Source organism: Loktanella sp. SALINAS62 (assembly GCF_018263905.1).
Classification (GTDB): Bacteria; Pseudomonadota; Alphaproteobacteria; order Rhodobacterales; family Rhodobacteraceae; genus Loktanella.
The window spans coordinates 171,602-198,251 of the sequence record NZ_JAAFZU010000028.1; the positions used below are offsets into that span (position 1 = coordinate 171,602).

Here is a 26,650-nt window from a genome sequence, read left to right on the forward strand (position 1 = left end):
GACCTCTGGATCGTGCGCGTTATAAGCCGCGACCGTAAGGCAAGTCCCGCTGTGCGGGGAAGGGGATGACATGACCAACTGGACGAAATCCGACTGGCGCGCAAAGCCGCGCGTCCAGATGCCGGATTATACCGATGCCGCAGCGCTTCAGGCCGTGGAATCAAAGCTGGCCGGTTATCCCCCGCTGGTTTTTGCGGGCGAAGCACGTCGGCTGCGCGATCATCTTGCAAAGGTCAGCCGCGGCGACGCGTTTTTGTTGCAGGGCGGCGATTGCGCCGAAAGCTTTGCGGAATTCAGCGCAGACACGATCCGCGACACATTCAAGGTCATGTTGCAGATGGCGATGGTGCTGACCTACGGCGCCAAGGTTCCGGTGGTCAAGGTGGGCCGCATGGCGGGCCAGATGGCAAAGCCGCGCTCTGCACCCACCGAAACGCTGAACGGCACCGAATTGCCCAGCTACCGTGGCGACATCATCAACGGATTCGATTTCACACCTGAAAGCCGGATTCCCGATCCCGCGCGGATGGAACAGGCGTATCTTCAGGCCGCCGCCTCGCTGAACCTGCTGCGCGCCTTTTCGACCGGTGGCTATGCCGATGTGCATAAGGTCCACCAGTGGACGCTGGGCTTTACCCAAGCGCCAGAGGCAGAGAAATACCGCGATCTGGCCACGCGGATCAGCGACACCCTTGATTTCATGGAAGCCGCCGGTCTGACATCGGAATCCAACCACGAACTGAAGACGGTGGAATTCTACACCAGCCATGAAGCGCTGCTGCTGGAATATGAAGAAGCCCTGACGCGTGTGGACAGCCTGACCGGCCAAACGCTGGCTGGGTCCGGTCACATGATCTGGATCGGCGACCGCACCCGCCAGCCTGACGGCGCGCATGTGGAATACTGCAAGGGTGTCATCAACCCGATCGGGCTGAAATGCGGGCCGACGATGACCTCTGGCCACCTCAAGGCGCTGATGGCGTCGCTGAACCCCAAGAACGAGGCGGGCCGCCTGACACTGATCGCACGTTTTGGGGCAGGGCAGGTTGGCGAACATCTGCCGCGCCTGATCAAAGCCGTCGAAGAAGAAGGCGCCAATGTCGTCTGGACCTGTGACCCGATGCACGGCAACACGATCAAATCGTCGACCGGCTACAAGACGCGTCCGTTTGAAAGTGTGCTGCGCGAGGTCACGGAATTCTTCGGCGTGCACAAAGCCGAAGGCACCATCCCCGGCGGCGTCCATTTCGAAATGACCGGTCAGGACGTGACCGAATGCACAGGCGGCGTCCGTGCAGTCACGGACGAAGATCTTTCGGATCGCTATCACACCGCCTGCGACCCGCGCCTGAACGCCAGTCAGTCGCTGGAACTGGCGTTCCTGGTCGCTGAACAACTGCGCGACCGACGCACCGCGATGGCGGATGCAAAAGCCAGCTGATCTGGTATCGGGACAACAAATAAAGGCTCTTCAAGGTGACTTGAAGAGCCTTTTTCTATGGGACTGGTCCGGTGTGACGGGTCCGTTTTGGCCGCACTGACCGCTGACGGGTTCGCAGCCGGACAAGGGCGCGCGAGCATCGCCGCTCAGGTGTTGTTGACCACCAGTCGGGGCCGAAATCCCGTGATCGGTTTTGGGGGGGCAGGGTCCGGAAAAGCATGTCCCAACACATCGTGGCGGATCGGCGCTGTTTCGTTCAGATCGAACCGAACGCCCCCCAGGGACACGGGCCTGTCGGTGACAATGGCCCCCATCAGTCGCGTCACCCGGCCCTGCGTGTCACGCAACGGAAGCGCCAGCAGCCGGGCGGTGATACTGCGCCGCGCAATACCACGCGATGCCGTCAGCGCCACGCCAAGTATCGCAGGCGTCGACAGCATGTCATCGAACATCGCAAGCATCGTGGATGCAGACCTGTCGCGGAAAAAGCATGTCACCGACATGCCGCGCGGATCGAACTGCAGCAGATCATGCAGCGCCTGACCCGCCACACGAATGCGCAGCGCCCCCCCGGCCGTCCGCGCTGCGACAAAGGCATGGGGCAGGGCCGCGTGCAGCGCACGGGGATCAATATCGGAATGACGCGGGATCGGGCCGGTGCGACTGATCGCGCGCCAATCCGTTTCCAGCACGTCCAGTAGCCTGTCAGCGTCGCTGACGTATGGATCGGGATCCGGTCGCAATCCTGGCATCAAAAGTGTGAGCTTTGTCATCGTGGAATTTCCAAGGCGTAAATCAGGCAACATTAAGGCAAGACTAATGCATCGCTGCGCCACATTCAGTTCAATTCCTAACATCAGGTTAACGGCCCATGTCGGTGGCTATGCCCTTGTTTCCGCCTGTCCGGACCCGTTAGATGGGGAAACGATTTCACCGCAAGGCCCGCTATGACTCATTCGATGACCGCCTACGCCGGACGCGCCCGCAATACCGATGCCGCAAGCTGGCGCTGGGATATCCGTTCTGTCAACGGACGGGGTCTTGACCTGCGGATGCGCTTGCCTGACGGATTTGAACGGCTGGAATCCACCGTGCGGACAGCGCTGCAAAAGGCGCTGCATCGGGGCACCGTGACCGTGGCCTTGCACGTCAACCAGACCGCCGCCGGATCGGTCGTCCAGATCGACGCGGAGCGGCTGGATTCGGTCCTGCGAGCGCTGGATCTGGTGCAGGACCGCGCGTTTTCACTGGGCGTCACACTGGCGCAACCCACCGCCGCCGACGTGCTGGCGCAGCGCGGGGTCGTGACCGGTGGAACAGACAGCGGCGCAAGCCCCGATCTGATCGCCGCGATGACAACTGATATCGGGCCATTGCTGGCTGATCTGAACGCCATGCGCACCAGCGAAGGTGCGGTCCTGCAAAAGCTGATTTCTGGCCTGCTGGATGATGTCCACGGGCTGGTCGAGCGGGCGCGCGATTTGTTGAAGGATCGTGAAAAGGACGCACGCCGCGCATTGCGCGATGCTTATGCCCGCGTGATGAGCGAAGTCACTGATGCCGACGGCGCCAGACTGACGCAGGAACTGGCGCTGATTGCGATAAAACAAGACGTCACCGAAGAACTTGACCGCCTGAACAGTCATGTGGCTGCGGCATGGGATGTGATCGACGACGACGCACCGGCGGGACGCAAGCTCGATTTCATCATTCAGGAAATGTTACGCGAAGCGAATACGCTGTGTTCGAAATCGCAGAACGCCGCGCTTGCAGCACTGGGGATCGACATGAAAGCGGCGTTGGAACGCATGCGCGAACAGGTTCAAAATGTGGAATAACCAATGACCCGTCGCGGCCTGTTGATCATCTTGTCCTCACCGTCGGGGGCGGGCAAATCGACGCTTGCCAAACGCCTGATGCGTTGGGACGACAGTCTGCGTTTTTCGGTCTCTGCGACGACACGCGCCCCGCGCGAAGGCGAAATCGATGGCCATGATTATCATTTCGTGCCCGAAACCGAATTTCGCCGGATCGTCGATGATCGCGGCATGCTGGAACATGCGCGCGTCTTTGGTAATTACTACGGTAGCCCCAAAGCACCGGTGCAGACCGCGATAGAGGCGGGGCGCGACGTTTTGTTCGATATCGACTGGCAGGGCGCGCAGCAGATCAGCAATTCCGATCTTCAGGATTCAGTGCTGTCGATCTTTATCCTGCCGCCGTCGATTACCGAATTGCACCGACGTCTGGTCAGTCGCGGGCAGGACGATCCCGACGTGATCGCCCGCCGGATGCAAAAAAGCTGGGACGAGATCAGCCACTGGGACGGCTATGACTATGTGCTGGTCAATGACGATCTAGACACGACCGAATCGCAGCTTAAAACGATTATCAGCGCCGAACGTCTGCGCCGCGCGCAACAGCCGGGTCTGCTGGACGTGGTGCGCCGCCTGCAATCCGAATTTGAGGACCGCACGCTATGACCCTTTATACCTTGGCCGACACGACACCTGACCTCGGACCTGATGTCTGGATTGCGCCCGGCGCGCATGTGATGGGGGGCGTCACACTTGGTGCGCGTGTGAACATCTGGTTCGGCGCGGTCATCCGGGGCGACAATGATCCCATCATCATCGGCGCGGATACAAACATTCAGGAAAACAGCGTGCTGCATACCGACGTTGGGTTCCCGCTGACCATCGGCACAGGCTGCACGATCGGTCACAAGGCGATGCTGCACGGCTGCACGCTGGGCGATAACACGCTGATCGGCATGGGGGCGACCGTGCTGAACGGGGCCGTAATCGGCAAAAACTGCCTGATCGGCGCGGGCGCGCTGATCACCGAAGGCAAGACGATCCCGGATGGCAGCCTTGTCATGGGCGCACCGGGTAAGGTCGTGCGCCAGTTGGATGAGGCGGCCATCGCTGGCCTGCGGCTGTCGGCACAGCATTATGTCCAGAACGCCGCGCGCTTTTCCAAAGACCTGAAAGAACTGAAATGACCCGACCCACATCCATCGTGCGCCGTACTGCTTGGCCGACATCGGTGTCGCGCCCCGTCGTGACACCGCTGCAACCCAGTGTCGTCTACGCGTCGCCGGACCCCGATGCGCTGGATGCGCAATATGCCGATGCGTCCGGTTATACATATGCGCGCGAAGGACACCCCAACGCGCAGGTGTTGGCCGAAAAGATCGACATGCTGGAACAGGTGGACCCTGCGTCAGGTGGCGGGATCGTCACCGGTTCGGGCATGTCGGCCATTGGGGCCGTGTTTCTGGGCCTGCTGAAAGCCGGCGATCATGTGCTGGGCGGCGATCAGCTGTATGGGCGTTCGCTGCGCCTGATGGGGCAGGACCTGCCGCGTCTGGGTATCGAAACATCGCTGGCCGACCCCACGGATGCAGCCGCTATGGCCGCAGCCATCCGCCCGAATACCCGCATGATTCTGGTCGAGGTGGTGTCAAACCCCACCATTCGCGTGGCCGACATGGACGGAATTATCGCGCTGGCCCGGGACCGGGGCATCCTGCTGGTTGTCGACAACACCTTTACCACGCCCGCCGGGTATCTGCCGTTGGTGGCGGGCGCGGACATTACGGTGCATTCGGTGACAAAGCTGTTGGCCGGGCATTCCGACGCAACGCTGGGCTACGTCGCAACGCAAGACCCGGACCTGCGGCGGCAGATCAACGATGCAAATGTGACTTGGGGCCTGACACCCAGCCCCTTTGACTGCTGGCTGGCAGAACGCGGGCTGCATTCATTCCACCTGCGCTACCGCGCGGCACAGGATAATGCGCGGCTGTTGGCCGATGCCTTGGCCGATATGCCGGGCGTTGCGCGGGTGCTGTATCCGACCCGCCCCGACCATCCTGACCACAATCGTGCGGTGGCGTTGCTGAACGGGCAGGGCGGCAACATGCTGTCGTTTGCACTGCATGGCGGACGTGATGCCGCCAACGCCCTGACGCGGGCCGCACCGCAGATCGCCTTTGCCCCGACATTGGGGGACATCGGCACCACGCTGTCGCATCCCCCCAGTTCGTCCCATCGCGGCCTGACGCCAGAAGGCCGCGCCGCACTGGGGATCAGCGAAGGTTTCTTTCGGGTCTCTGTCGGGGTCGAAGATCCGGACCTGTTGATTGCCGAACTGGGCACCGCCGTCGCCGCCGCGACCATAGGATAAGCAGATGCCCGCAACGGTGCCCGTCGATGCGCTTCCGGTCCCGGTCATGCTGATTGGCCCGGATCAGATCGTGGCGGCGGTCAGCCCATCGTTGGCGGATGTGCTGGGGCCAAGACTGGCGGGCCGTCATTATGTCACAGCGCTGCGTCAACCCCCGCTTTTGGATGCGATCGAGGACGCATTTCGCAGCCAGAACACACGGCAATCGCAGTTTCTGGGACGCGACGGCGCAAGGGACACCACGTGGGGTGTTACCATCACACCGCATCGAGGCACCCTGATCCTGACGTTCGACGACCGTACGGCCGCCCATGATGTGGGTCAGCTACGGCGCGATTTCGTGGCGAATGTCAGCCACGAGCTGCGCACACCTTTGACAGCGCTGCAGGGATTCATCGAAACCCTGCGCGGTGCGGCCCGCGACGACGCACAGGCCCGCGAACGGTTTCTGGCCATCATGGAACGCGAAACGACGCGCATGACGCAACTGGTCGATGATCTGCTTTCGCTGTCGCGCGTGGAAGAAAACGAACGACTGCGCCCAAATGCGGCCATCAACCTTGGCCAGCTGGTCAGCGCAACACTCGAAGACCTTGGTCCCGTTATCGAACAATCGGGGTTAAGTGTGACACTTAGCGATGAAAGCGCCGGCGTGCATGTGCTGGGCGATTCCAATCAACTGCGCCAGGTCATTGTGAACCTTGTGCAGAATGCGTTGAAATACGGCAGCGATGGGGGCCGGATCGCGCTGCGGATCGATCCGCCCAGTCATTTTCGCAAATTGCGCGGTGACGGGTTGGCATTGCATGTCACCGATTATGGCCGGGGGATCGCACCACACCACCTGCCACGCCTGACCGAACGGTTTTACCGGGTGGATTCGCACCGCAGCCGCGGGCTGGGCGGCACGGGTCTGGGGCTGGCGATTGTGAAACATATTCTGAACAGGCACCGGGGTCGGCTGACGATCAGCAGCACACTGGGGCAGGGGACAACCTGTACGGTCATTCTGCCCTTGGCCGATTAGGTTTTGGTGATCCGTGTCATATTACTTTTACAAATCTGTCACAAAAGCGTTGTCGATCGCCAATAGATCCACCCCGACAAGGATGCAGTGACGCATCGCTGCACAAAACCGGCCGGAGCTTACAAAAATCATGATCAGCTTACTCGCGATTGCTGATGTGGCCATCGCTATTCCTCAGGATAACGCTTTGGCGGTTTTGAAACGGGCTGGCCTGCGCGTTGACCGTTACGGTTCCTGCCCAGATCTGCAGCACGATAGAACGGTCGCCCCGGCCTTTATCGCGGCGGCGCAACGGGCTATCATCAATGGCACAGCGGTTCCTGCAGACCGGGACACCGCCGCATTCTCGCCGCGAAACACCTTCGCACGCCGTTGGTGACCTGACATGAAAGACACATCAATGACCGAAGCCATCAAGATCTCGGCCCAAAACGTCGACGTCTATTACGCGGAAAAACACGCGCTCAAAGACGTCTCAGTCGAGATCGAGGACAAGACTGTCACTGCGTTTATCGGCCCGTCGGGCTGCGGTAAATCGACCTTTCTGCGCTGTATCAACCGCATGAACGACACCATCGACATTGCGCGTGTCACCGGTCAGATCCTGATCGACGGTGAAGACATCACCGCGGCCAGTGTCGATCCCGTCCAACTGCGCGCCAAGGTCGGAATGGTCTTTCAGAAACCGAACCCGTTCCCCAAGTCGATTTATGAAAATGTGGCCTATGGCCCCAAGATCCACGGTCTGGCGCGCAATAAATCCGACATGGACGAAATCGTCGAACGCGCCCTGCGGCGCGGTGCGATCTGGGAAGAGGTCAAGGACCGCCTGCACGAGCCGGGCACGGGTCTGTCGGGGGGCCAGCAGCAACGCCTGTGTATCGCGCGCGCCGTCGCCACAGAACCACAGGTCTTGCTGATGGATGAACCCTGTTCGGCGCTGGACCCCATCGCCACCGCGCAGGTCGAAGAACTGATCGACGAGTTGCGCCGCAGCTATTCGGTCGTGATTGTCACACATTCCATGCAGCAGGCTGCACGCGTCAGTCAAAAGACCGCCTTCTTCCACCTTGGTAACATGGTCGAATTCGGCGATACCGACAAGATTTTCACCAACCCCGAAGACCCGCGCACGGAAAGCTATATTTCCGGCCGGATCGGGTGAAGGAGCCATAATGTCCGAGCAAGAACACATTTCATCCGCCTACGACCGCGATCTTGAATCCATCACGACGCTGATCGTGAAAATGGGCGGCATGGTCGAAGAAGCGATTCTTCAGACCGCAGAAGCAATGGCGACACGCGATCTGGAACTGGCCGAAAAGGTCCGCAAGGGCGACAAGGCCATCGATGCGCTGGAACTGGAAATCAACGATGCTGCGGCGCGCACCATCGCGCTGCGCGCGCCCGTGTCCAAAGATCTGCGGTCGATCCTGACCGTGCTGCGGCTGGCTGCATCGCTGGAACGGATCGGCGACTACGCCAAGAACATTGCGAAACGCACATCTGTGCTGGTCGACATGCCCGTGATCAGCGGGTCCGATGTCGCGCTGAAACGTATGGCCCGCGAAGTGCAGGGCATGCTGAACGACACGCTGGATGCCTATATCCGCGGCGACGCGGAACTGGCCGAAGACGTGCGCCAGCACGATCAGGACGTCGATCAGATGTATAACGCGCTGTTTCGTGAATTCCTGACGTTCATGATGGAAGACCCGCGTAACATCACGGCCTGCATGCATCTGCACTTCATTGCCAAAAACATCGAACGCATGGGGGATCTGACCACCAACATGGCCGAACAGGTCATTTATCTGGTGACCGGCGAAGTTCCCGAAGATGCACGGCCAAAGTCCGACAGTACATCCTACGCAACAGCGCCAGAGTAGATCATGTCCACCCAACCGCATGTGCTGGTCGTCGAAGACGAACCTGCGATCCGCGAAATCCTTGCGTATAACCTCGAAGCCGAAGGCTGCCGCGTCAGTACGGCCGCCGACGGTGAGGAAGCCTTGTTGTTGGTGGCCGAAGACACGCCCGATGTCATCGTGCTGGACTGGATGCTGCCAAGGGTCACCGGCATCGAAGTGTGTCGCAGGCTTAAGATGGATACTGCGACGCGGTCCGTGGCGATCATCATGCTGTCCGCCCGGACAGAAGAAATCGACAGGGTGCGGGGGTTGGAAACCGGCGCGGACGACTATGTGACAAAACCCTATTCCATGTCGGAAATGATGGCGCGGGTGCGGTCGCAACTGCGTCGCGTGCGGCCCACTTCGGTCGGGCAGGTGCTGGCCTACGACGATATTTTGCTGGATGCGGAAACACACCGGGTCACGCGCAATGGGGCTTCACTGAAACTGGGGCCTACGGAATTTCGCCTGCTGTCGACGTTGATGGAAAAACCCGGGCGTGTCTGGTCGCGCGATCAGCTACTGGACCGGGTCTGGGGGCGTGACATCTATGTCGATACCCGCACCGTGGACGTGCATGTCGGACGCCTGCGCAAGGTGCTGACCGCAGGTGGTGGCGGTGATCCTGTCCGCACCGTGCGTGGCGCGGGATATGCGCTGGGTTAAAACGCTTGCCACGGGGGCAGGGTGCGTGCTGATCTTTGATCATGGCGAATGCGAATCCTGCCTTTACCGACGCTGAATATGCCGATCGACTGACCCGGGTACGGGCTGCGATGGATCGTGCGGGGCTTGATATTCTTCTGATCACCGATCCGTCGAACATGGGCTGGCTGACCGGGTACGATGGCTGGTCGTTCTACGTGCATCAGGGCGTGATCGTGGGTCCTGACGGACCGCCGCATTGGTGGGGGCGCGGCATGGACGCTGCGGGTGCGCTGCGCACCGTCTGGATGGCCGACGACACGATCCACGGCTACGACGACATCTATGTCCAGAACCCTGACAGGCATCCGATGACCGACCTGTGCGGGGTCATCGCTGGATTAGGCTGGTCCGGACGATTTGGCGTCGAAATGGATAATTACTATTTCAGCGCAACCGCTTACATGACGATCCTGAACCATTTTTCAGACGTGGCGGATGCAACTGGATTGGTCAATTGGTGCCGCGCGATCAAATCCGATACCGAAATCACATATCTGCGGCGCGCCGGGGCCATCGTTACCCGGATGCACGCCCATATCTCAGAGGTTGCGGAAGTGGGCATGCGCAAAAACGATCTGGTGGCACAGATCATGCGCATCGGTATCGAAGGCGCGGACGGTCACTGGGGCGATTACCCTGCCATCGTGCCCATGGCGCCGTCGGGTATGGATGCGACCGCACCCCATCTGACTTGGGATCATCGCCCGCTGACGGCTGGTGTGGCCACGTTTTTTGAAATCGCGGGCGCCTATCGGCGCTATCAGTGCCCGCAGTCACGCACGCTGTTTCTGGGGCAGGTGCCAGACACCTATCGCCGGGCCGAGGAAGCGGTCCAAGAAGCAACCGACGCGGTCCTGCACTTTGCCCGCCCCGGCGCCACCTGTGCCGATCTGGCCATCGCATTCAACAGCACATTGGCCCGGTTCGGGTTCGAAAAGGACAGCCGCTGCGGATATTCCATCGGTATGTCATATCCCCCCGATTGGGGCGAACGCACCATGTCGATCCGGCGTAGCGATCTGACTGAAATCGCAGCGGGCATGGTGTTTCACTTCATGCCCGCGCTTTGGCTGGATGACGGCGGCATCGAAATGACGGAACCCATCGTGATCACAGCCGACGGCGCGCGGCGCCTGACAGCCACACCGCGCGGTCTGGTGGTCAAAAGCTAGTCCGCCCAAGGCCCGTGGAAATCCGTGCCGTCGCGGTCCAGACGTTCGAACCCGTGACGTCCAAAGAAATCACGCTGACCCTGTATCATGTCGGCGGTGCCACGTTCGGTGCGCATGGCGTCAAAATAGGCCAGACCGGACGATAGCGCAGGCATCGGCAGACCATGCAGCGCAGCCTGTGCCACAACCTGACGCAATGCCACATGATAAGTGCTAAGTTCGGCTGAGAAGCGACTGGAAAGCATCAGGTTTTCGCCATCGCCATCCTCCAGCGCCGTCGCCATGTCGTCCAGCATGACCGACCGAATGATGCAGCCGGCGCGCCAGACTTTTGCAATGTCGGGCAGGGGCAGCGACCAGCCAAATTCCTGTGACGCGCGCGAGATCATATCAAAGCCCTGCGCATAGCAAATGATCTTGCCCGCAATCAGCGCCTGTTCCAGTTGATCAATCGTCAGGGCACCCTGCAACGCCTGCGGGGCGGCGCCAAACCGGGCCTGACCTTTGGCCCGCAGGTCCAGCTCAGCCGAAATATTGCGCGCAGCAACCGCCGCTTCGATGGCTGGCACTGGTGCCGCCAGATGCTGCGCCTCGATCGCGGTCCAGCGTCCGGTGCCTTTTTGACCGGCAGCGTCTTTGATGATCGACAGCAGCGGTTTGCCGGTATCTGTGTCCGTGGCAGCCGCAACCTGTTGCGAAATCTCGATCAGGTAGGATGCAAGCGGTCCGTCGTTCCATCGACCGAACACCGCTGCGATATCCGGTTGTGACATCGCCATACCGTCACGCATGGCACCGTAAACCTCTGCAATCATTTGCATGTCGGCGTATTCGATCCCGTTGTGCACGGCCTTGACGAAATGGCCAGCACCGTCGTTGCCCATCCATGTGGCGCAGGGTGTGCCGTCATGTTTTGCGGCAATGGCGGTCAGGATCGGTGCGGCGCGATCCCATGCGGCACGCGGACCGCCACCCATGATCGACGGGCCGTGACGTGCGCCATCTTCGCCACCGGATACGCCAATGCCCAGAAACGGTTTATCACCAGCTTCGGTCGCACGGCGGTTGGTATCGTGGAAATTGGCGTTGCCTGCGTCGATGATCAGATCATCGTCCGCCAACAAGGGGCGCAATGCCGCGATCTGCTGATCGACAGGCGCGCCAGCTGGCACCATCAGGATGATCATGCGCGGCGTGGCGATGGACGCGACAAAGGATTCCAGCGTTTCGGTCGCGGTGATACGATTGGTCAACGCGCCTGCGTCAGCCCTGAAATCGCGGGTCACTTGCGTGGTCCGGTTGAATACCGCAATGTCGAAACCGTTGTCCGCAATGTTCAGCGCAAGGGCTGCGCCCATGGTGCCAAGGCCCAGTAGCCCGATGTCGCAATCGCTCATGAAAGTCTCCTGTGATTTTAGCGACATATACAACCGGGCGGGATGGGATATCCAGCGGCAGCTTTTACGTGTAATTGGTATTATGTAAAATATATATACCGGGTTGAATCGCTCTGCATTGCTGGATCGCAAATTGTTGGGATCGCGAAACATCGCGCGTTCGATTGATTTGATCGACTGTGACAGGCTGATCGGCGCGGCTTGTAGCCATGCGATTATTAACCTCGCTACGCAGTCTGGCTTTGCTCACGCAACAAGATGGATGATCAGGCATCGCCGTCATTTCATGCAGACGTGTCAGGTATCAGACTTGTCCTGCAATATGATGGCTACGGGTTTTCACGTAACCGGGGACCCTGCCCCAAGTCCGCAAATCAGCCCCGCGTTTGCACGCGGGGCCATTTCTTCGGTGAGGATCGCTGATCACGAGATCAGTTCGAGGTCGAAGAAATTCCGGTATTCATTATCAAGTGTCGCAGCCGTCGCATAACTGACCGTCCCCGTTCCGGCGGCATCATATTCGGTAACCCGGAATTCCCACGTGTTGCTGTTGTCACCATCGAATTGCACACGCGCCGTTTTGGCGTTGGCATCATCGAAAAGGACCACGATTTCATCACCGCTGTCATAGGTTATCAACTGCGAGTCCTTGCGCCCGGCATCGTCGTTGACGATCGAAATGCTGTCCCATTTGAATCCGGTGCCGTCCAGTGAGATATCGGTCTGGATTTGTGTCGCCTGATCGCCGTCTTCGGCAAAGGTGCGGACAACTTGTTTGTCGTTGCTGAACGTATGCGTGGTTTGGTTGACATACAGCGCACCTCCGCTGTCTTCGGCATAGGTTTTCACCATGCTGGCGGTGTAGATACCCGTTCCGGTCGCAGACCCGGTCTGCGTGGCGCTGACGCCAGACAATTCACCGTTGGTATAGGTATAGTTGGTCGTGCTGACACTGCCGTTGTCGAATGTCCGCACGTGCTGCGACATGTTCCCGTCCAGATCGAATGTTTTTTCAATGCTGGCCCAATCAGCAGTGCTATCGACACCGGTTGCGTCCGTTGTCACCGACGATGTCCGATTGCCTGTGGTTGTGCTAAAGGTATTTTCTGTCGTCACACCGTCGTCACGCACCACCGTCACGCTTTCCATCGCACCAGTCGCGCTATAATCACGCGTGATCGTGTCCCAGTTTCGGCCACCCGACACGTCGGTCAGGACCAACTGACCCAAAGATCCGTCGTCGTTGTAGGTCCGGCTGCCCGTATCGCCGTTGTCATAGGTCATCACGGACGACAAGCGGTCACCATCGGCTGCATAGTTCGTCAGGACCGTGTCATAGCTTTTCGTGTCAGCCGCCGTTCCATCGGCCCCGTCCTGGAACCGCAGGCTTTGCAAAGTGCCCGCGACAAAGGTCTTTTGCACGCTTGTGCCGTTGTCATAGGCGATGCTGTCACCGACGACGACACCGTTTTCATAGGTAACTGTTTTCGTTGTCCATTTTTCGGCCAAGCCATCTGTCGATCCATCGGTCTGCGCAGTCGAAATCAACCCGGTGGCGTCATATGTATCAAGCTTGACCACGCCATTGGCGTCTGTCGTCTGATCGGTCAGGATCTGTCCGGTTGCGTCAAATGACTGAACACGCTCACTGCCATCGTCGTTGGTCTGTGTGCGCGCGGTCGTATGGCCAGCGGCGTTCAGTGTTTCGGTGACAGATGTCCAGCCGTACTGGGCACCTGCGTCTGTCTGGACCACACCGCTTAGATAGGTATTCCCATCGACCGTCGTGTAGGTTTCAGTCCGCGTTAACCCAGCATCAAAGACATAAGCGACCTGTGCGACGTTACCGGCCACATCGTAATCTGTTGTGATCGTTGAATAATTCGACGTGCTGTCCACACCAGTGGCGTCAGTCCGTACCCGTTGGACCAGCACGCCTTCGGCAGTTTTGGATTCCTGCGTGGATGATTTGTCATCCAAGACTGTCAGGACGGTCGTGACGCCGGTGGCTGTGTCCACGGTGGTTGTGATCGTATCCCATGTTGCGGTGCTGGTGGCGGCATCGGTGCGCACCGACGACACGACGGCCGTTCCGGTTGCGTCAAATGTTTCCTGCAGCGATGTGCCATCATCGTAGGATGTGGTTTTCATCGTGGCGATGGATGCGCCCGACGTGGTGTCGTAATTCACCTCGATCGCAGTCCACTTGTTCACGTTTTGCGCGTCTTCGGTCAGACGGCGGGTCAGGCCGACGTGGTCGCGATCATCGGTAATCACAAGCCCGGATGTGGGCTTTGGCGTCACGCCATCGCTTAGGTATGCAATATCATATGTCGTCTGACGGCTGGTTTCGATGCCGTCGGTATAGGTGATTACAATGGTGTTCCAGCCCGACAGGTTGTTGGTGTCGGTGCGGGTCTCAGTGGTAATAATAGCCATTTTTCCGTTCCTCGATAAAATCCTCGAGGTTAGCGGTAGGCCCAGAATGTGGCCTGATTTAGAAAAGATTAATGATTAATTTCGTTCAATTTGGACGATTGTTGGTCACGCTTCTACAATCACTGTCCGTGGCGTCAGGTATTTCCAGACCGCAAAATGCAAAAAGGCCCCGCAAAATACGGGGCCTTTTGTCTGTCCGTGAATGCGGATCAGCTATGCATCTTGGCGACTTCTGCCGCAAAGTCCTCTTTTTCGACGGCGATGCCTTCACCGACTTCCAGACGCTGGAAACCTGTGATGGTCACACCGGCCTCGTCTGCGGCTTGTGCGACGGTCAGGTCGGGGTTCACGACGAACGCCTGCCCCATCAGCGTGGATTCGGCCATGAATTTGGCCATCCGACCCACGATCATCTTTTCGATGACGGCTTCGGGCTTGCCGGATTCGCGGGCGATATCCATCTGGACCTGCTTTTCCTTTTCGACCAGGGCCGGATCCAGATCGGATTCACCCAGTGCGGCGGGATTTGCTGCGGCGATGTGCATGGCGACCTGACGACCGAATGCTTCGTTGTCGCCGTCCATGGCAACCAGAACGCCGATGCTGCCCATGCCGGGTGCGACAGAGTTGTGGACATAGGACACGACGGTTCCGCCAGTTATGCTGGCCATTCGACGCACGGACATGTTTTCACCGATCACGGCGACGGCGTCCGTCACGGTCTGTTCCACGGATTTGCCGTCGACTTCGGTCGCTTTCAGCGTATCGATATCGTCGACCGTGATCGCCGCGGTCGCGATCTTGCCAACCATTTTCTGGAAATCAGCGTTCTTGGCGACGAAATCCGTTTCAGAGTTCACTTCGACAGCAACGCCCTTGCCGCCTTCTGTTGCCACGGCAACCAGACCTTCGGCTGCGGTGCGGCCCGATTTCTTGGCGGCTTTGGCCAGACCTTTGGTGCGCAGCCAATCGACTGCTGCTTCCATGTCGCCATTCGTTTCGGTCAGCGCCTTTTTGGCGTCCATCATGCCTGCGCCCGTCGAGTCGCGAAGCTCTTTCACCTGTGCTGCAGTAACTGCCATGACACATCTCCTCATCAGGATTTGAAATTGAAGTCGGGCAAGGGCGCTTGGCCCTTGCCCTGATCTATGTGGTCCCGGCGGGCTTATGCCTCTGCCGGAGCCTCTTCAGTGGCAGCGGCGGCAGCGGCGGCGGCAGCGTCTTCTTCGGCCATCAGTTCTTCCATGGCGCCCATGTCGACACCTGCGGCGCCCAGTTGGGCCTGCATGCCGTCCAATGCGGCGCGTGCGGCCAGATCGCAATACAACTGGATCGCACGTGCGGCGTCGTCGTTGCCGGGGATGACATAATTGACACCCTTGGGCGAGCAGTTGGTATCGACCACGGCCACGACCGGAATGCCCAGCTTTTGCGCTTCGAGGATGGCGAGGTCTTCTTTGTTGACGTCAACGACGAACAACAGGTCAGGCACACCGCCCATTTCGCGGATACCGCCCAGCGACGCCTGCAGTTTGCCCTGCTCGCGTTCCATGCCCAGACGCTCTTTTTTCGTCAGGCCGGCAAAGCCGTTTTCGGACGCTTCGTCGATCTGCTTCAGACGGTTGATCGACTGCGACACGGTTTGCCAGTTGGTCAGCGTGCCGCCCAGCCAGCGGTGGTTCATGTAGAACTGCGCGGACTTTTCTGCGGCGTCCTTGATCGGGGCCTGTGCCTGACGCTTGGTGCCGACGAACAGGATGCGTCCGCCTTTTGCGACTGTGTCACGCACAACCTGCAGCGCCTGATCCAGCAATGGAACGGTCTGCGTCAGGTCCATGATGTGGATGCCGTTGCGTGCGCCGTAGATGAACGGCGACATGCGGGGGTTCCAGCGTGCGGTCTGGTGGCCAAAGTGAACGCCAGCTTCCAGCAGCTGACGCATGGAGAACTCGGGAAGAGCCATGGTCTTATCCTTTTCCGGTTTAGCCTCGGCGGGGGTATCAGGCCGAAATGGCCCAACCGGTGGATCTGTTGGGATTTCTCCCCAACCGACCCGCCCCCGCCTGCGGGATACGTGCGCGTCCCTTAGGCCAATCCGGTCTTGACCGCAACCCTCAAAGGAAAACGCGTTCAATCACCCAGTAGATCGCCACCACGGCGATCAGAACCGATGCGGGTTGCGCCACGATATCGGTGTAGCTGTCATAACGTCCGACGTTGACCGATACCGCACACAATCCCAGCAGGACCGCCAGCGTCGCCATGACCGGCATCAGGTCGCCGGTCCAGCCCGGTGCGAATGCCGCAACCGGAATAAGAAGCGCCATGACAACCACGACTGCGGCCAGATATCCGACAACCGCCGGAATGCTGCGTGTGGCGGTGACACTGTATTCCTGCGCCTTGTAGACGCACAGGAAAGCCACGGCGATCACGCACAGCTGCCCGATCTCGACCCCGATGTTGAACCCGATCAGCGCCGGGACGAATTGCCCCTGTGGCAGGCCGAATTCTGCAAGAACGCTGGCAAAACCCAACCCGTGCAACAGACCAAAGCCAAAGATGATGACCGGTCGCCATGGCGACAGCCCACGCGAAAACAGGTTTTCGATGGCGACATAGGCAATGGAAAGCGCGATCAGCGGTTCCACGATGCTGCCCGGCACCGTGACGTACCCCAGCGCTGCCAGCGCCAGCGTGATGGTATGCGCCAGCGTAAACGCGCTGACCTGCCACAACAGCGGTTTCAGCCGGGTCGACAAAAAGAACAGCCCCAGCACAAACAGGATGTGATCCAGCCCCAGCGGTACGATGTGATCGAACCCCGTGGGGATGTAGCTGAAGAATGTTACAGCAGCGCTGCGCGCATTGCCCCCCGACAGCATGATGTTGTCGGATGTCTCACCGCCCTGCAAATAGGCGTCATAGGGTTCGTTGACCCCCTGCTGGCGCAACACCAGCGCGCCAAGTTCGCGTTCCCAGCCCACTGTCACGCTTTCGGCACCGTCCGGCAGGGTCGCGGAAAAGGTGAACGTGCTATCCCGCGGAATATCCAGATCCCCCACCGGATCGGCGGTCACGTCATTCAACCGCAACGCAAGCCGCTGATCACCCGCCATCACGGTCATGCCGTCCGCAATGTCGCTGAACGCACGCGTGAACGCCGCTTCGATGTCACCCGGCGGCAGGGCGCGCAATCTGTCGTATTCATTGGCCTGCGGCGCGTCGTCGGTATCCGACACCGCTGTCAGATCAATTCCTGCAAGCATTGTTTCCAGCGTGGCGGACACCTGAAACGTCAAAGTGTCACCGTCTTGGCTTAGATCCACGATGGCCGGCACCACTTCATGTGCACGGGCCGGTGACGGGACAGTGATCGCAAACAGCATCACGCTTGACAAAAGGGCCAGAACCCACACCCTCAACACCACAAAAAAGGAATTTCTCATGCGCACTCTCGCCCTCACTCTTACAATACTGGCCGGACCGGTATCGGCCCACGAATTATGGCTTGCGCCGGAATCTTATACAATCGCGCCAGACGCTACTGTGATGGCAGAGATTGTCAACGGGACAGACTTTGTCGGGCAATCATTGCCCTATTTGCCGCAGCAATTTGTGCTGTTCAAAAATTACACCCCCGCTGGCACCGCAGATGTGGCAGGTCGGATCGGTGACCGTCCCGCCGCCCAGATCCCGACCCCGCCAGAGGGTCTGAACGTGCTGGCCTATCAATCCGTCGACAACCGCGTCGATTATGATGACTGGGACACCATCGCGTCCTTTGTCGAACACAAGGATCTGACCGGGTTTTATGACGCCCACGCCGCGCGCGGCTTTACAGAAGAACCGTTTACCGAAGTTTATTCGCGCTATTCCAAGTCGCTGATCGCCGTGGGCAACGGTCAGGGTGCAGACGCCCGCACCGGACTGGAAACCGAAATCGTGGCGCTGACCAATCCCTACACCGATGACGTGTCAGACGGCATGCGGTTCCAGTTGTGGTATCAGGACGCGCCCCGCGCCAACGTCCGGTTCGAAGTCTTTGACATGGCCCCCGACGGCACAGTCACCCAGACGTTTTATACCACCGACGATCAGGGCATGGTCACAGTGCCGGTGCAGCCCGGTTACGCCTATATGGCGGATGCCGTGGTGATCCGCGAACCCGATCCCGCGCTTGCGGAACAATTCGGGGCCATCTGGGAAACACTGTGGGCCAATATGACCTGGGCCGTACCTGCGTCTTGACTTGCACAGCGCCGCGCCCCGCGCCAAAAGCGGGGCATGACACAGACACCTGACATCCTGTGCATCGGGTCCGTCCTGTGGGACGTGATCGGGCGCACCGCAAGCCATATGCGCGCCGGGTCCGACGTTCCGGGGCGCATTACCCGGATCCCCGGCGGTGTGGCGATGAATATCGCCATGACGCTGAAACGCTTTGGCCTGCACCCTGCCCTGTTGTCGGTCGTCGGCCGCGACGCCCAAGGCAACGCCCTGATCGCAGAGGCAGAGGCGATGGGCCTGATCTGCACACATCTTTACCGGTCCGACGATCTGCCCACCGACGTCTATATGGCGATCGAGGCTGCGAATGGCCTGATTGCCGCCATTGCCGATGCCCATTCGCTGGAAGCGGCCGGTGACAAGATCCTGCGCCCCTTGGCCGACGGCAGATTGGGCGCGGCCGATGCGCCCTATACCGGGCCGGTTGCACTGGATGGCAACCTGACCGAAGAACTGTTGCGCACCATCGCCACATCGCCGCTGTTTGCGGCTGCCGATCTACGGGTCGCCCCCGCATCACCGGGCAAGGCGGAACGCCTGCTTGCGCTGATCGACCACCCGACCGCCACGCTTTACGTCAACCTCGAAGAAGCGGGGCTGCTGTGCCAGACCCAATTCGATGACAGCGCCACCGCCGCGCGCGCGCTGATTGCGCGCGGCGCGTTTCGTGTGCTGGTCACCGACGGCGGCGATGCCGCGTCCGAAGCGACGGGCGCAGATGTCATTACCGCCGCACCGCCCCCCGTGCTGGTGACCCGCGTGACGGGGGCTGGCGATACATTCATGGCGGCGCATATCGCGTCAGAACAGCAAGGGCTGGACCGTCAGGCATCCCTGACCCGCGCCCTGCAAGCCGCCGCGACCTACGTTTCAGGAGATACCCCCCTATGACCACCCCCTTCCCCATGGCCTATTCCGCCGAAGTCGCAAAAGCGCTGGACGCAGGCACGCCGCTTGTCGCGCTGGAAAGCACGATCATCACCCATGGAATGCCGTTCCCGCAGAACGTCGACACCGCGCGTTTGGTGGAACAGGACGTGCGCGATGGCGGTGCGACCCCAGCCACCATCGCGGTGATCGACGGCACGCTGCACATCGGTCTGGAAGATGCAGAGCTGGACGCGCTGGGTCAGGCCGAAGGCGTCGCCAAACTGTCGCGCGCCGACCTGCCCGCCTGCATCGCATTGGGCGGCACAGGGGCCACGACGGTCGCGGCCACCATGATTGCAGCACATATCGCGGGGATTGCCGTGTTTGCCACCGGCGGGATCGGCGGCGTGCATCGCGGCTGGGAAACCTCTCTTGATATCTCGGCGGACCTTCAGGAACTGGCACAAACCCCTGTCACGGTGGTGGCCGCCGGGGCCAAGGCGATCCTTGACATGCCCGCCACGTATGAAGTGCTTGAAACGCTGGGTGTGCCGGTGATCGCCTACGGTCAGGACAGCCTGCCCGCGTTTTGGTCGGCCACATCGGACCTGACAGCACCGTTGCGGATGGACAGCGCGCGTGAAATTGCGACAGCCCAGATCGTACGCAACCGGATGGGCCTGCCCGGTGGACAGCTTGTCTGCAACCCGATCCCGCTGGCCGACGAAATCCCGGCTGAAACGCTCTCCCCGATCATCGCGCAGGCGCTTGCCGACGCGCAGGCCGAAGGCATCGCGGCAAAAGGCGTCACACCGTTCCTGCTGGGTCGCATCCTTGATTTGACCGATGGGAAATCGCTGGTGGCCAATATCGCGCTGGTTCGGAACAATGCGCGACTGGCGGCCGCGATTGCGGCCCATATGGTCTGATCGCGCGGCATGGCTGCCACGTCGCTTGTGAACGGGTTCGGTGCAGCCTAAGTACCAGCCCAGCACGATTGACGGAAAGCGCCTGATGCCACCCGAAAACGATCCCCTGATACAGCCTGCCCGCCGACCGGGCGTGCTGGCCCGGACCCGCAGCAATTTCATTGCCGGGCTGGTCATCATCGCACCCATCGCGCTGACGCTGTGGCTGATATATTCCGTCGTCGGCCTGATCGACGGTTGGGTATGGCCGTTCGTGCCCGACCAGTATCACCCCAACGCGCTGCTGAACCGCTGGTTCAACGCCGACGGTGGTCCCCCGATCACGATGGACGTGCGCGGCGTCGGCGTAGTCATCTTCTTGTTGTTCACCATCATCATCGGTTGGCTGGGCAAGGGATTTCTGGGGCGCAGCGCGCTACGCTTTGCGGAACGGTTTGTGGACCGGATGCCCGTGGTGCGATCGGTCTATAACGGGGCCAAGCAGATCGCCGAAACCGTGTTTTCACAGCGCGATTCGTCATTTGATCGGGCCTGTCTGATCGAATACCCGCGCAAGGGACTTTGGGCGGTCGCTTTTATATCCACCGCCGCCAAGGGCGAGGTTCTGGAAAAGCTGCCGGGCGAGGAAATTCTGACGGTGTTCCTGCCGACGACACCCAACCCGACATCCGGCTTTCTGTTGTTCCTGCCGCGCAAAGACGTGATATTTCTGGATATGAACGTCGAAGCGGCGGCAAAGCTCGTGATTTCGGCGGGGTTGGTCTATCCGCAAGACGCGCCCAAAACACCGGATATCACCGATTGATCTGGGCGGGTCTGACGGGCTTTGCGACGGGGTTTTCCCTGATCCTTGCCATCGGGGCGCAGAACGCATTCGTGCTCAGGCAGGGATTGGCACGGGCGCATGTGTTCTGGATGTGCCTGCTGTGTGCCAAGTCGGATGCGCTGCTGATCACCGCAGGCGTGCTGGGATTCGAGGCGATTACCCGCGCCATTCCGGACCTGCCGCAGATCATGGCATGGGCGGGGGCCGCATTTCTGTTCGTCTATGGCCTGACCCGGTTCATCGCCGCATGGCGGGGCCAGTATGAAATGACATTGTCCGGCAAAACGCTGGGGCTGACTGCGACGCTTGCGACAGCCGCTGCGTTCACATGGCTGAACCCGCATGTCTATCTGGATACGCTGGGTCTGGTCGGGGCCTATTCCACGAATTATCCCCAGCCACACGAAAAGACAGCATTCGCTGTCGGTGCGGTGCTTGCGTCATACGTGTTCTTTTTTTCGCTGGGCTACGGCGCGCGCCTGCTGGGTCCTGTCATGCAATCGGCGCGCGCCTGGCGAATCCTTGATACGTTGATCGGCGTGGTCATGTGGGTGCTGGCGATCAAGCTGATCAGCTGAACATCGCTGCCAGATCGATTGTGGACCGGGTGTTCAGATCGGATTTATGCGCGGCCAGAAAATCATCCGCCGCCGCGCGCCCTGCCGCCTTGAGCCGCGCAAGGATCACCGGCTGAGGAAACGTTTTGGTGGCGACGTTCAGTTCATTCATCAGCGCGTCATCCTCGATCATGTGAATCTTGACCGATTTCATCGTGCCCGGCTTCACCGCACCTGTCGCCAGCAGACGCTGCACAAACGCGATGGACCGCAGTTCGTTCAGCAGGGTCGTGTTGAACCCGATTTCGTTGATCCGGTTGCTGATCGCTTCTGCGGTTTTCGGCAATTCATCCCGCACCAGTGGATTGATGTTTACGATCACCGTGTCGTCGGGAAACTGCGGCTGATACAGCGGAAACAGCGGCGGATTGCCGGTATAACCGCCGTCCCAATACGCTTCTGTCCGGTCGGTACGCGGATCGTGGATTTCCACCGCTTCAAAAATGGTCGGCAGACAGGCCGACGCCATCAGGGCATCCGCTGTCACAGCGTCGCCTGAAAAGACCCGGATCTTGCCCGTGCGCACGTTGGTCGCCCCGACAAACAGTGCCGGGCCGTCCGGGGCACAGATTTCGTCGAACCGCATATCCGACACGATCCGCGCCAGCGGATTGCGAAACAGGCTGCCGTATACATACGGCGATGTCATGCGCGCGATCATGTCGAACGCCTGATATCCCGGTGATACCTCTGTCAGGGTGGCCCATGTGCCGACAGTCGGCGCAAAGGCCGATAGCCAGTCCTGTGCGGCTGGGGCAGTGATCGCACCGACCTGTTCCCAAAACCAGTTCAGATTGGCGCGGGCCGCGTCGCGCCCGCCCGCAACCATGCCGGCCTTGAACGCGGCCCCGTTCAGCGCACCGGCAGAGGTGCCAGAAATCGCCGCCACCTCTATATCGTCTTCATCCAGCAGGCGATCCAGCACCCCCCAGGTAAACGCACCATGCGCGCCGCCGCCCTGCAGGGCCAGATTGATCCGTTTCACAGGGCCGTCCAGCCGCCATCCACACTGATTGTGGTGCCGGTGATCTGTTCAGCGCTGTCGGAACACAGGAAAACGGCGGTCCCGCCGATCTGTTCGACGGTTGCAAATGCCTTGGACGGCTGGCGTTCAAGGATCACCTTTTCCTTCGCCTCTTCTTCGGTCATGCCGTATTTCTTTGCAGTGTCGGGGATCTGGGATTCCACCAGCGGCGTCAGCACATAGCCCGGACAGATCGCATTTGCTGTGATCGGTTCCTTGGCCGTTTCCAGCGCCGTCACCTTTGTCAGGCCAACGATACCGTGCTTGGCCGCGACATAGGCGCTTTTGTAGGGCGACGCCGTCAACCCGTGGGCGGATGCGATGTTGACCACCCTACCCCAGCCTGCCGCCCGCATCATCGGCAGGGCCACTGCGGTGGTGTGGAACGCGCTGGACATGTTGATTGCGATGATCGCGTCCCATTTTGCCGTCGGGAATTCATCAATCGGTGCGACGTGCTGGATCCCCGCGTTGTTCACCAGAATATCGCAGGCTCCTGCCTTTTCGATCAGGGCGCGACAATCGTCGGCCTTGCTCATATCGGCAGCGATATAGGTGACGGTGGTGTCAAATTCGCGCGCCATGTCGGCAGCCAGCGCATGATCCGCGTCATCGTCGGTGTAGGAATTCAGCACCACGGTTGCCCCCTGCGCCGCCAGACTGCGCGCCACCCCCAGACCGATGCCGGAATTTGATCCGGTCACGACCGCGGTTTTTCCCACAAGGCTTTTTTCCATGGTGATTCTCCGATTTATTGTGCAGTTGCAGCAAGAATAGCGCAGCCAGTTCACAACACCAGCCCGCAACGGAGCCACCGGAATTGAGTCTTTTCGGACTCACACCAAAACCTTTTACACAAAGGGCGAATCGGTGGCTTGCCGGGGGATTCGCAACAGGCTAGGACCGTCGCAGACAGCTGATTTGCCCAAAAAAAACCCCGGCCGAAGCCGGGGTGTAGTTATTGAGGCAGGTTTCATACAGGCAAGAAACCTATCGAGCAGTGATGTCTGTATAGGATGTTCTGCGCCGATGTGAAAGCTAAAAGTTTGAATTAGCTGGAAACCCTCTTTAGCGTTATCAGCAACAATCGTCTCAGACAGGACCCCCGTGATATGAGCAGACATCTTGTAGCTTCGACCGCCATCGCGTTGGCATTGTTCGCAAACTCTGCGGCAGCCGATGGCCACGGCATCGCCATGTATGGTGAACCCGCGTTGCCTGCGGACTTTGACCATCTGCCCTATGCCAATCCAGACGCCCCCACCGGTGGCCGGATCGTCACGGCAGAGGTCGGCACCTTTGACAGCCTGAACCCCTATATCCAGAAAGGGTCCGTGCCTTGGCAGTTGCGCTATCTGATCGGGGAAAGCCTGATGATGCGGACGCTGGATGAACCGTTCACCCTGTATGGTCAATTGGCGTCCAGCGTGCAAACCGCCGACGATCGGTCTTGGATCGAATTCACGCTGAATCCCGCTGCCACATTTTCCGACGGCAGCCCGGTAACGGCTGACGATGTGATCTGGTCGTTTGAAACGTTGGGAACCGATGGTCACGGTCGCTATCGCGGATTCTGGGAAAAGGTCGAAAGCCTTGAAGAAGTGGCGCCCGGCACGTTGCGTTTCACCTTTAACACCGAAGACCGAGAGTTGGCCCTGCTGGCCGGTCTGCGCCCGATCCTGAAAAAGGCACAGTGGGAGGGCGTTGATTTCGCGGATTCCGGAATCGACGTCGTGCCGATCACGTCCGGCCCCTATGTCATCGACGATTTTGAGGTTGGCCGCTTCGTCTCATTTCGTCGCAACCCCGATTACTGGGGCAACGGCGTCGTGCCGGCCGAAAACGGTCTGCACAACCTTGATGAGATCCGGCTGGAATTCTTTGGTGATGAAACCGCAGCCTTTGAGGCGTTCAAGACCGGCGAAGTCAATTCCAACCGCGAATTCAACGTGGCCCGCTGGGAAAGCCAGTATGATTTTCCCGCCGTACAGATTGGCGAGGTCGTCAAATCGGTCCTTCCCCATGCGCGCCCGTCGGGCATGACCGGATTCGTGATGAACAGCCGCCAGCCGCAATTTCAGGACTGGCGTGTGCGCGACGCGATGCTGCATGCGTTCAACTTTGAATTCATCAACGACACGATGACCGGATCGGCACAGCCGCGCATCACGTCATACTGGTCCAATTCGCCACTGGGCATGGATGACGGCCCCGCAACAGGCCGCGTCGCCGACCTGCTGGCACCCTATGCCGATGATCTGCTGCCGGGTGCCATTGACGGCTACACCCTGCCCGTATCCGATGGTAGCGAACGCAATCGCGCGGGCACGGCAGCGGCACTTAGCCAGATGGAAGCCGCCGGTTACACCATCCAGAACGGTGTGATGTCGGATGCAAACGGCACACCGTTCCGATTTGAGATTCTGCTGGAAACGGGCGCATCGGAAAATCAGGCGATCATCGACATGTATACGCAGTCGCTGGGTCGGATCGGGATTACACCCGACATCAGCGTCGTGGACTCTGCCCAGTTCAAGGAACGCACCGACGCGCTGGATTTCGACATGACCTATTACAGGGTCGGCCTGTCGCTGTCGCCGGGCAACGAACAGTATTTCTATTTCGGCAAGGACACGGCAGACGACCCCGGCACGCGCAACCTGATGGGAATCAAATCGGACGCCGCCAACGAAATGATCGGCAACCTGCTGACGTCTGAATCGCAAGATGACTTTGTCGCCTCGGTCAAGGCGCTGGACCGCATCCTGACATCCGGGCGCTATGTCATTCCGATCTATCAGTGGAACATCAGCCGGATTGCCCATGCCGCAGAGCTAAGCTACCCCGAAACGCTGCCGATCTTTGGGGACTGGCCCGGCTGGCAGCCCGACGTCTGGTGGTGGGACGACAGCAAATGATCCCAAAACTACTTGTGCTGGCCGCCCTGTGTGCAGTGGCGGCCTGCACGCCCGCACGCATCGTTGGCAATACTGCGATCGGTGCCGGGCAACTGACACTAGCTGCAGCCGATGTGGTGATATAGTTCACCATGTCGTGGTGCAGCACGATACCGGGCGCTTAGCGGACCGACAGCGGTTGCACTCCGGTCCGGCGGAGCCTATGGATGGCGCACAACGACCAACAATGCTTGTTCGGCTGTCATCCCGGCCCGCGCGCTGACCAATACGTCTGACGGGTCTCCCGCAGACGCCAGACTTTGCGCGGTCGCGTTCAGCCGGTGCGGCAGTGGACCTGATCATTTTTCCCGACATGATCGGTTGAAAGGAACAGGACGGCCCCCCGCCCGTTGGTCCTGCAATGAAAAATTAAAAAGGAGTTTTCCCATGCAATGGAGAGACGTTTCAGAAAACTGGACAGCCTATATCCCACGGATCATGACGCAGTGGCCCGATCTGGACGAAGCAGAAGTGCAAAGCCTTGACGGTGATCAGGATGCATTCCTGAACTACCTGTCGAAATCCAAGGGCGAAGACCGTGTCGCCGCCCAGATGGAACTGGCCGACTGGCTGATGGGCGGCGAACCGATCGACGTCACGATGGATGCGCAAAACGACAACGCGCAAATCATGGATGCCGCCAAGAATGTGCCCGCTGGCGAAGATACGCTTGCCGACGATGGCAAATTCGGCGCAGAAAATGCTGCAGCCACGCCTGTGGGCCGCACTAACTGATCATCGCTGCGGACCGGGATTGCCCCGGTCCGCGACGTTTTGCAAAGGCTGTAACCGCCGATGATGACCGCACCACCGCCCCGCTTTAACATGGCGGGGTTTTTTTTTGCGCAG

General features: G+C 59.9%; 26 protein-coding genes. 18 read left to right on the forward strand and 8 right to left on the reverse strand.

All coding sequences use genetic code 11. The features are described from left to right. Positions 1-70 precede the first annotated feature (70 nt). On the forward strand, positions 71-1,441 hold the full coding sequence (locus tag GZH79_RS11060; protein ID WP_211643834.1) for a class II 3-deoxy-7-phosphoheptulonate synthase: 1,371 nt from the start codon (positions 71-73) through the stop codon (positions 1,439-1,441). A gap of 146 nt (positions 1,442-1,587) precedes the next feature. Here the strand turns inward: GZH79_RS11060 and GZH79_RS11065 are convergent, their stop codons facing one another. Continuing rightward, entirely contained in the window at positions 1,588-2,214 is a 627-nt protein-coding gene (locus GZH79_RS11065; RefSeq protein ID WP_211643835.1) for a PAS domain-containing protein, read from the reverse strand. A 174-nt stretch (positions 2,215-2,388) separates the two neighbouring features. Between GZH79_RS11065 and GZH79_RS11070 the strand changes: the two genes are divergently transcribed. The 9 genes from GZH79_RS11070 to GZH79_RS11110 all read left to right on the forward strand — a co-directional run bounded on the left by GZH79_RS11070 (position 2,389) and on the right by GZH79_RS11110 (position 10,452). Then, positions 2,389-3,279 (forward strand): YicC/YloC family endoribonuclease, encoded by an 891-nt coding sequence (locus tag GZH79_RS11070; RefSeq protein WP_211643836.1) that lies wholly within the window; start codon positions 2,389-2,391, stop codon positions 3,277-3,279. Positions 3,280-3,282: 3 nt separating this feature from the next. Next, positions 3,283-3,924: a guanylate kinase gene (gene gmk, locus GZH79_RS11075; protein WP_211643837.1), complete on the forward strand. Its 642-nt coding sequence runs from the start codon at positions 3,283-3,285 to the stop codon at positions 3,922-3,924. Then, positions 3,921-4,445, forward strand: a complete 525-nt coding sequence (locus GZH79_RS11080) for a gamma carbonic anhydrase family protein (protein WP_211643838.1) — start codon at positions 3,921-3,923, stop codon at positions 4,443-4,445. The genes gmk and GZH79_RS11080 overlap by 4 nt, the downstream gene beginning before the upstream one ends. Next, on the forward strand, positions 4,442-5,632 hold the full coding sequence (locus GZH79_RS11085) for an aminotransferase class I/II-fold pyridoxal phosphate-dependent enzyme (protein ID WP_211643839.1): 1,191 nt from the start codon (positions 4,442-4,444) through the stop codon (positions 5,630-5,632). The genes GZH79_RS11080 and GZH79_RS11085 overlap by 4 nt, the downstream gene beginning before the upstream one ends. A 4-nt stretch (positions 5,633-5,636) precedes the next feature. Continuing rightward, positions 5,637-6,659, forward strand: a complete 1,023-nt coding sequence (locus GZH79_RS11090) for an ATP-binding protein (protein ID WP_211643840.1) — start codon at positions 5,637-5,639, stop codon at positions 6,657-6,659. Between the two features lie 385 nt (positions 6,660-7,044). Continuing rightward, positions 7,045-7,824, forward strand: a complete 780-nt coding sequence (gene pstB / locus GZH79_RS11095) for a phosphate ABC transporter ATP-binding protein PstB (RefSeq protein ID WP_211643841.1) — start codon at positions 7,045-7,047, stop codon at positions 7,822-7,824. A gap of 10 nt (positions 7,825-7,834) precedes the next feature. Further along, on the forward strand, positions 7,835-8,548 hold the full coding sequence (gene phoU / locus GZH79_RS11100; RefSeq protein WP_211643842.1) for a phosphate signaling complex protein PhoU: 714 nt from the start codon (positions 7,835-7,837) through the stop codon (positions 8,546-8,548). Further along, complete coding sequence (phoB, locus tag GZH79_RS11105; protein ID WP_211643879.1) at positions 8,549-9,238, forward strand: phosphate regulon transcriptional regulator PhoB; 690 nt, start codon at positions 8,549-8,551, stop codon at positions 9,236-9,238. Between the two features lie 41 nt (positions 9,239-9,279). Then, a complete protein-coding gene (locus tag GZH79_RS11110) occupies positions 9,280-10,452 on the forward strand; it encodes a M24 family metallopeptidase (protein ID WP_211643843.1) in 1,173 nt (390 codons plus the stop codon). Here GZH79_RS11110 and gndA read toward each other — a convergent pair. The 5 genes from gndA to GZH79_RS11135 form a co-directional block, all read right to left on the reverse strand. Next, complete coding sequence (gene gndA / locus GZH79_RS11115) at positions 10,449-11,849, reverse strand: NADP-dependent phosphogluconate dehydrogenase (protein ID WP_211643844.1); 1,401 nt, start codon at positions 11,847-11,849, stop codon at positions 10,449-10,451. The two genes, GZH79_RS11110 and gndA, sit on opposite strands and share 4 nt — an antisense overlap. A gap of 423 nt (positions 11,850-12,272) precedes the next feature. Further along, positions 12,273-14,288, reverse strand: a complete 2,016-nt coding sequence (locus GZH79_RS11120) for a hypothetical protein (RefSeq protein WP_211643845.1) — start codon at positions 14,286-14,288, stop codon at positions 12,273-12,275. Positions 14,289-14,497: 209 nt separating this feature from the next. Next, the gene (gene tsf / locus GZH79_RS11125) at positions 14,498-15,370 is read right to left on the reverse strand and encodes a translation elongation factor Ts (protein ID WP_211643846.1); all 873 of its coding nucleotides are present in this window, start codon (positions 15,368-15,370) and stop codon (positions 14,498-14,500) included. A gap of 83 nt (positions 15,371-15,453) precedes the next feature. Then, positions 15,454-16,251, reverse strand: a complete 798-nt coding sequence (rpsB, locus tag GZH79_RS11130) for a 30S ribosomal protein S2 (RefSeq protein ID WP_211643847.1) — start codon at positions 16,249-16,251, stop codon at positions 15,454-15,456. Between the two features lie 151 nt (positions 16,252-16,402). Then, entirely contained in the window at positions 16,403-17,737 is a 1,335-nt protein-coding gene (locus GZH79_RS11135; RefSeq protein ID WP_211643848.1) for a HupE/UreJ family protein, read from the reverse strand. Here GZH79_RS11135 and GZH79_RS11140 point away from each other — a divergent pair. The 5 genes from GZH79_RS11140 (at position 17,736) to GZH79_RS11160 (ending at position 21,781) form a co-directional block, all read left to right on the forward strand. After that, positions 17,736-18,539, forward strand: coding sequence for a DUF4198 domain-containing protein (locus GZH79_RS11140; RefSeq protein ID WP_211643849.1), 804 nt, complete (start codon positions 17,736-17,738; stop codon positions 18,537-18,539). The genes GZH79_RS11135 and GZH79_RS11140 overlap by 2 nt on opposite strands. 36 nt (positions 18,540-18,575) lie before the next feature. Next, complete coding sequence (locus GZH79_RS11145; RefSeq protein ID WP_211643850.1) at positions 18,576-19,469, forward strand: PfkB family carbohydrate kinase; 894 nt, start codon at positions 18,576-18,578, stop codon at positions 19,467-19,469. Beyond that, positions 19,466-20,377: a pseudouridine-5'-phosphate glycosidase gene (locus GZH79_RS11150; RefSeq protein WP_211643851.1), complete on the forward strand. Its 912-nt coding sequence runs from the start codon at positions 19,466-19,468 to the stop codon at positions 20,375-20,377. The genes GZH79_RS11145 and GZH79_RS11150 overlap by 4 nt, the downstream gene beginning before the upstream one ends. 85 nt (positions 20,378-20,462) lie before the next feature. Next, complete coding sequence (locus tag GZH79_RS11155) at positions 20,463-21,182, forward strand: DUF502 domain-containing protein (protein WP_211643852.1); 720 nt, start codon at positions 20,463-20,465, stop codon at positions 21,180-21,182. Then, positions 21,179-21,781: a LysE/ArgO family amino acid transporter gene (locus tag GZH79_RS11160; RefSeq protein ID WP_211643853.1), complete on the forward strand. Its 603-nt coding sequence runs from the start codon at positions 21,179-21,181 to the stop codon at positions 21,779-21,781. The genes GZH79_RS11155 and GZH79_RS11160 overlap by 4 nt, the downstream gene beginning before the upstream one ends. Here GZH79_RS11160 and GZH79_RS11165 read toward each other — a convergent pair. Then, positions 21,774-22,805 carry a patatin-like phospholipase family protein gene (locus GZH79_RS11165; RefSeq protein ID WP_211643854.1) on the reverse strand — a complete coding sequence of 344 codons (1,032 nt, stop codon included), beginning with the start codon at positions 22,803-22,805 and terminating at the stop codon, positions 21,774-21,776. The two genes, GZH79_RS11160 and GZH79_RS11165, sit on opposite strands and share 8 nt — an antisense overlap. Then, entirely contained in the window at positions 22,802-23,581 is a 780-nt protein-coding gene (locus GZH79_RS11170; protein ID WP_211643855.1) for a 3-hydroxybutyrate dehydrogenase, read from the reverse strand. Before GZH79_RS11170 ends, GZH79_RS11165 begins: the two co-directional genes overlap by 4 nt. 459 nt (positions 23,582-24,040) lie before the next feature. On the opposite strand from GZH79_RS11170, the gene GZH79_RS11175 reads away from it, so the two are divergent. From GZH79_RS11175 to GZH79_RS11180, 3 genes are all read left to right on the forward strand, one after another. Continuing rightward, positions 24,041-25,762: an extracellular solute-binding protein gene (locus GZH79_RS11175; RefSeq protein ID WP_211643880.1), complete on the forward strand. Its 1,722-nt coding sequence runs from the start codon at positions 24,041-24,043 to the stop codon at positions 25,760-25,762. Continuing rightward, positions 25,759-25,887, forward strand: coding sequence for a hypothetical protein (locus GZH79_RS19240; protein ID WP_283094799.1), 129 nt, complete (start codon positions 25,759-25,761; stop codon positions 25,885-25,887). The genes GZH79_RS11175 and GZH79_RS19240 overlap by 4 nt, the downstream gene beginning before the upstream one ends. 301 nt (positions 25,888-26,188) lie before the next feature. After that, positions 26,189-26,536 (forward strand): hypothetical protein, encoded by a 348-nt coding sequence (locus GZH79_RS11180; protein ID WP_211643856.1) that lies wholly within the window; start codon positions 26,189-26,191, stop codon positions 26,534-26,536. The last annotated feature ends 114 nt before the right edge of the window (positions 26,537-26,650 follow it).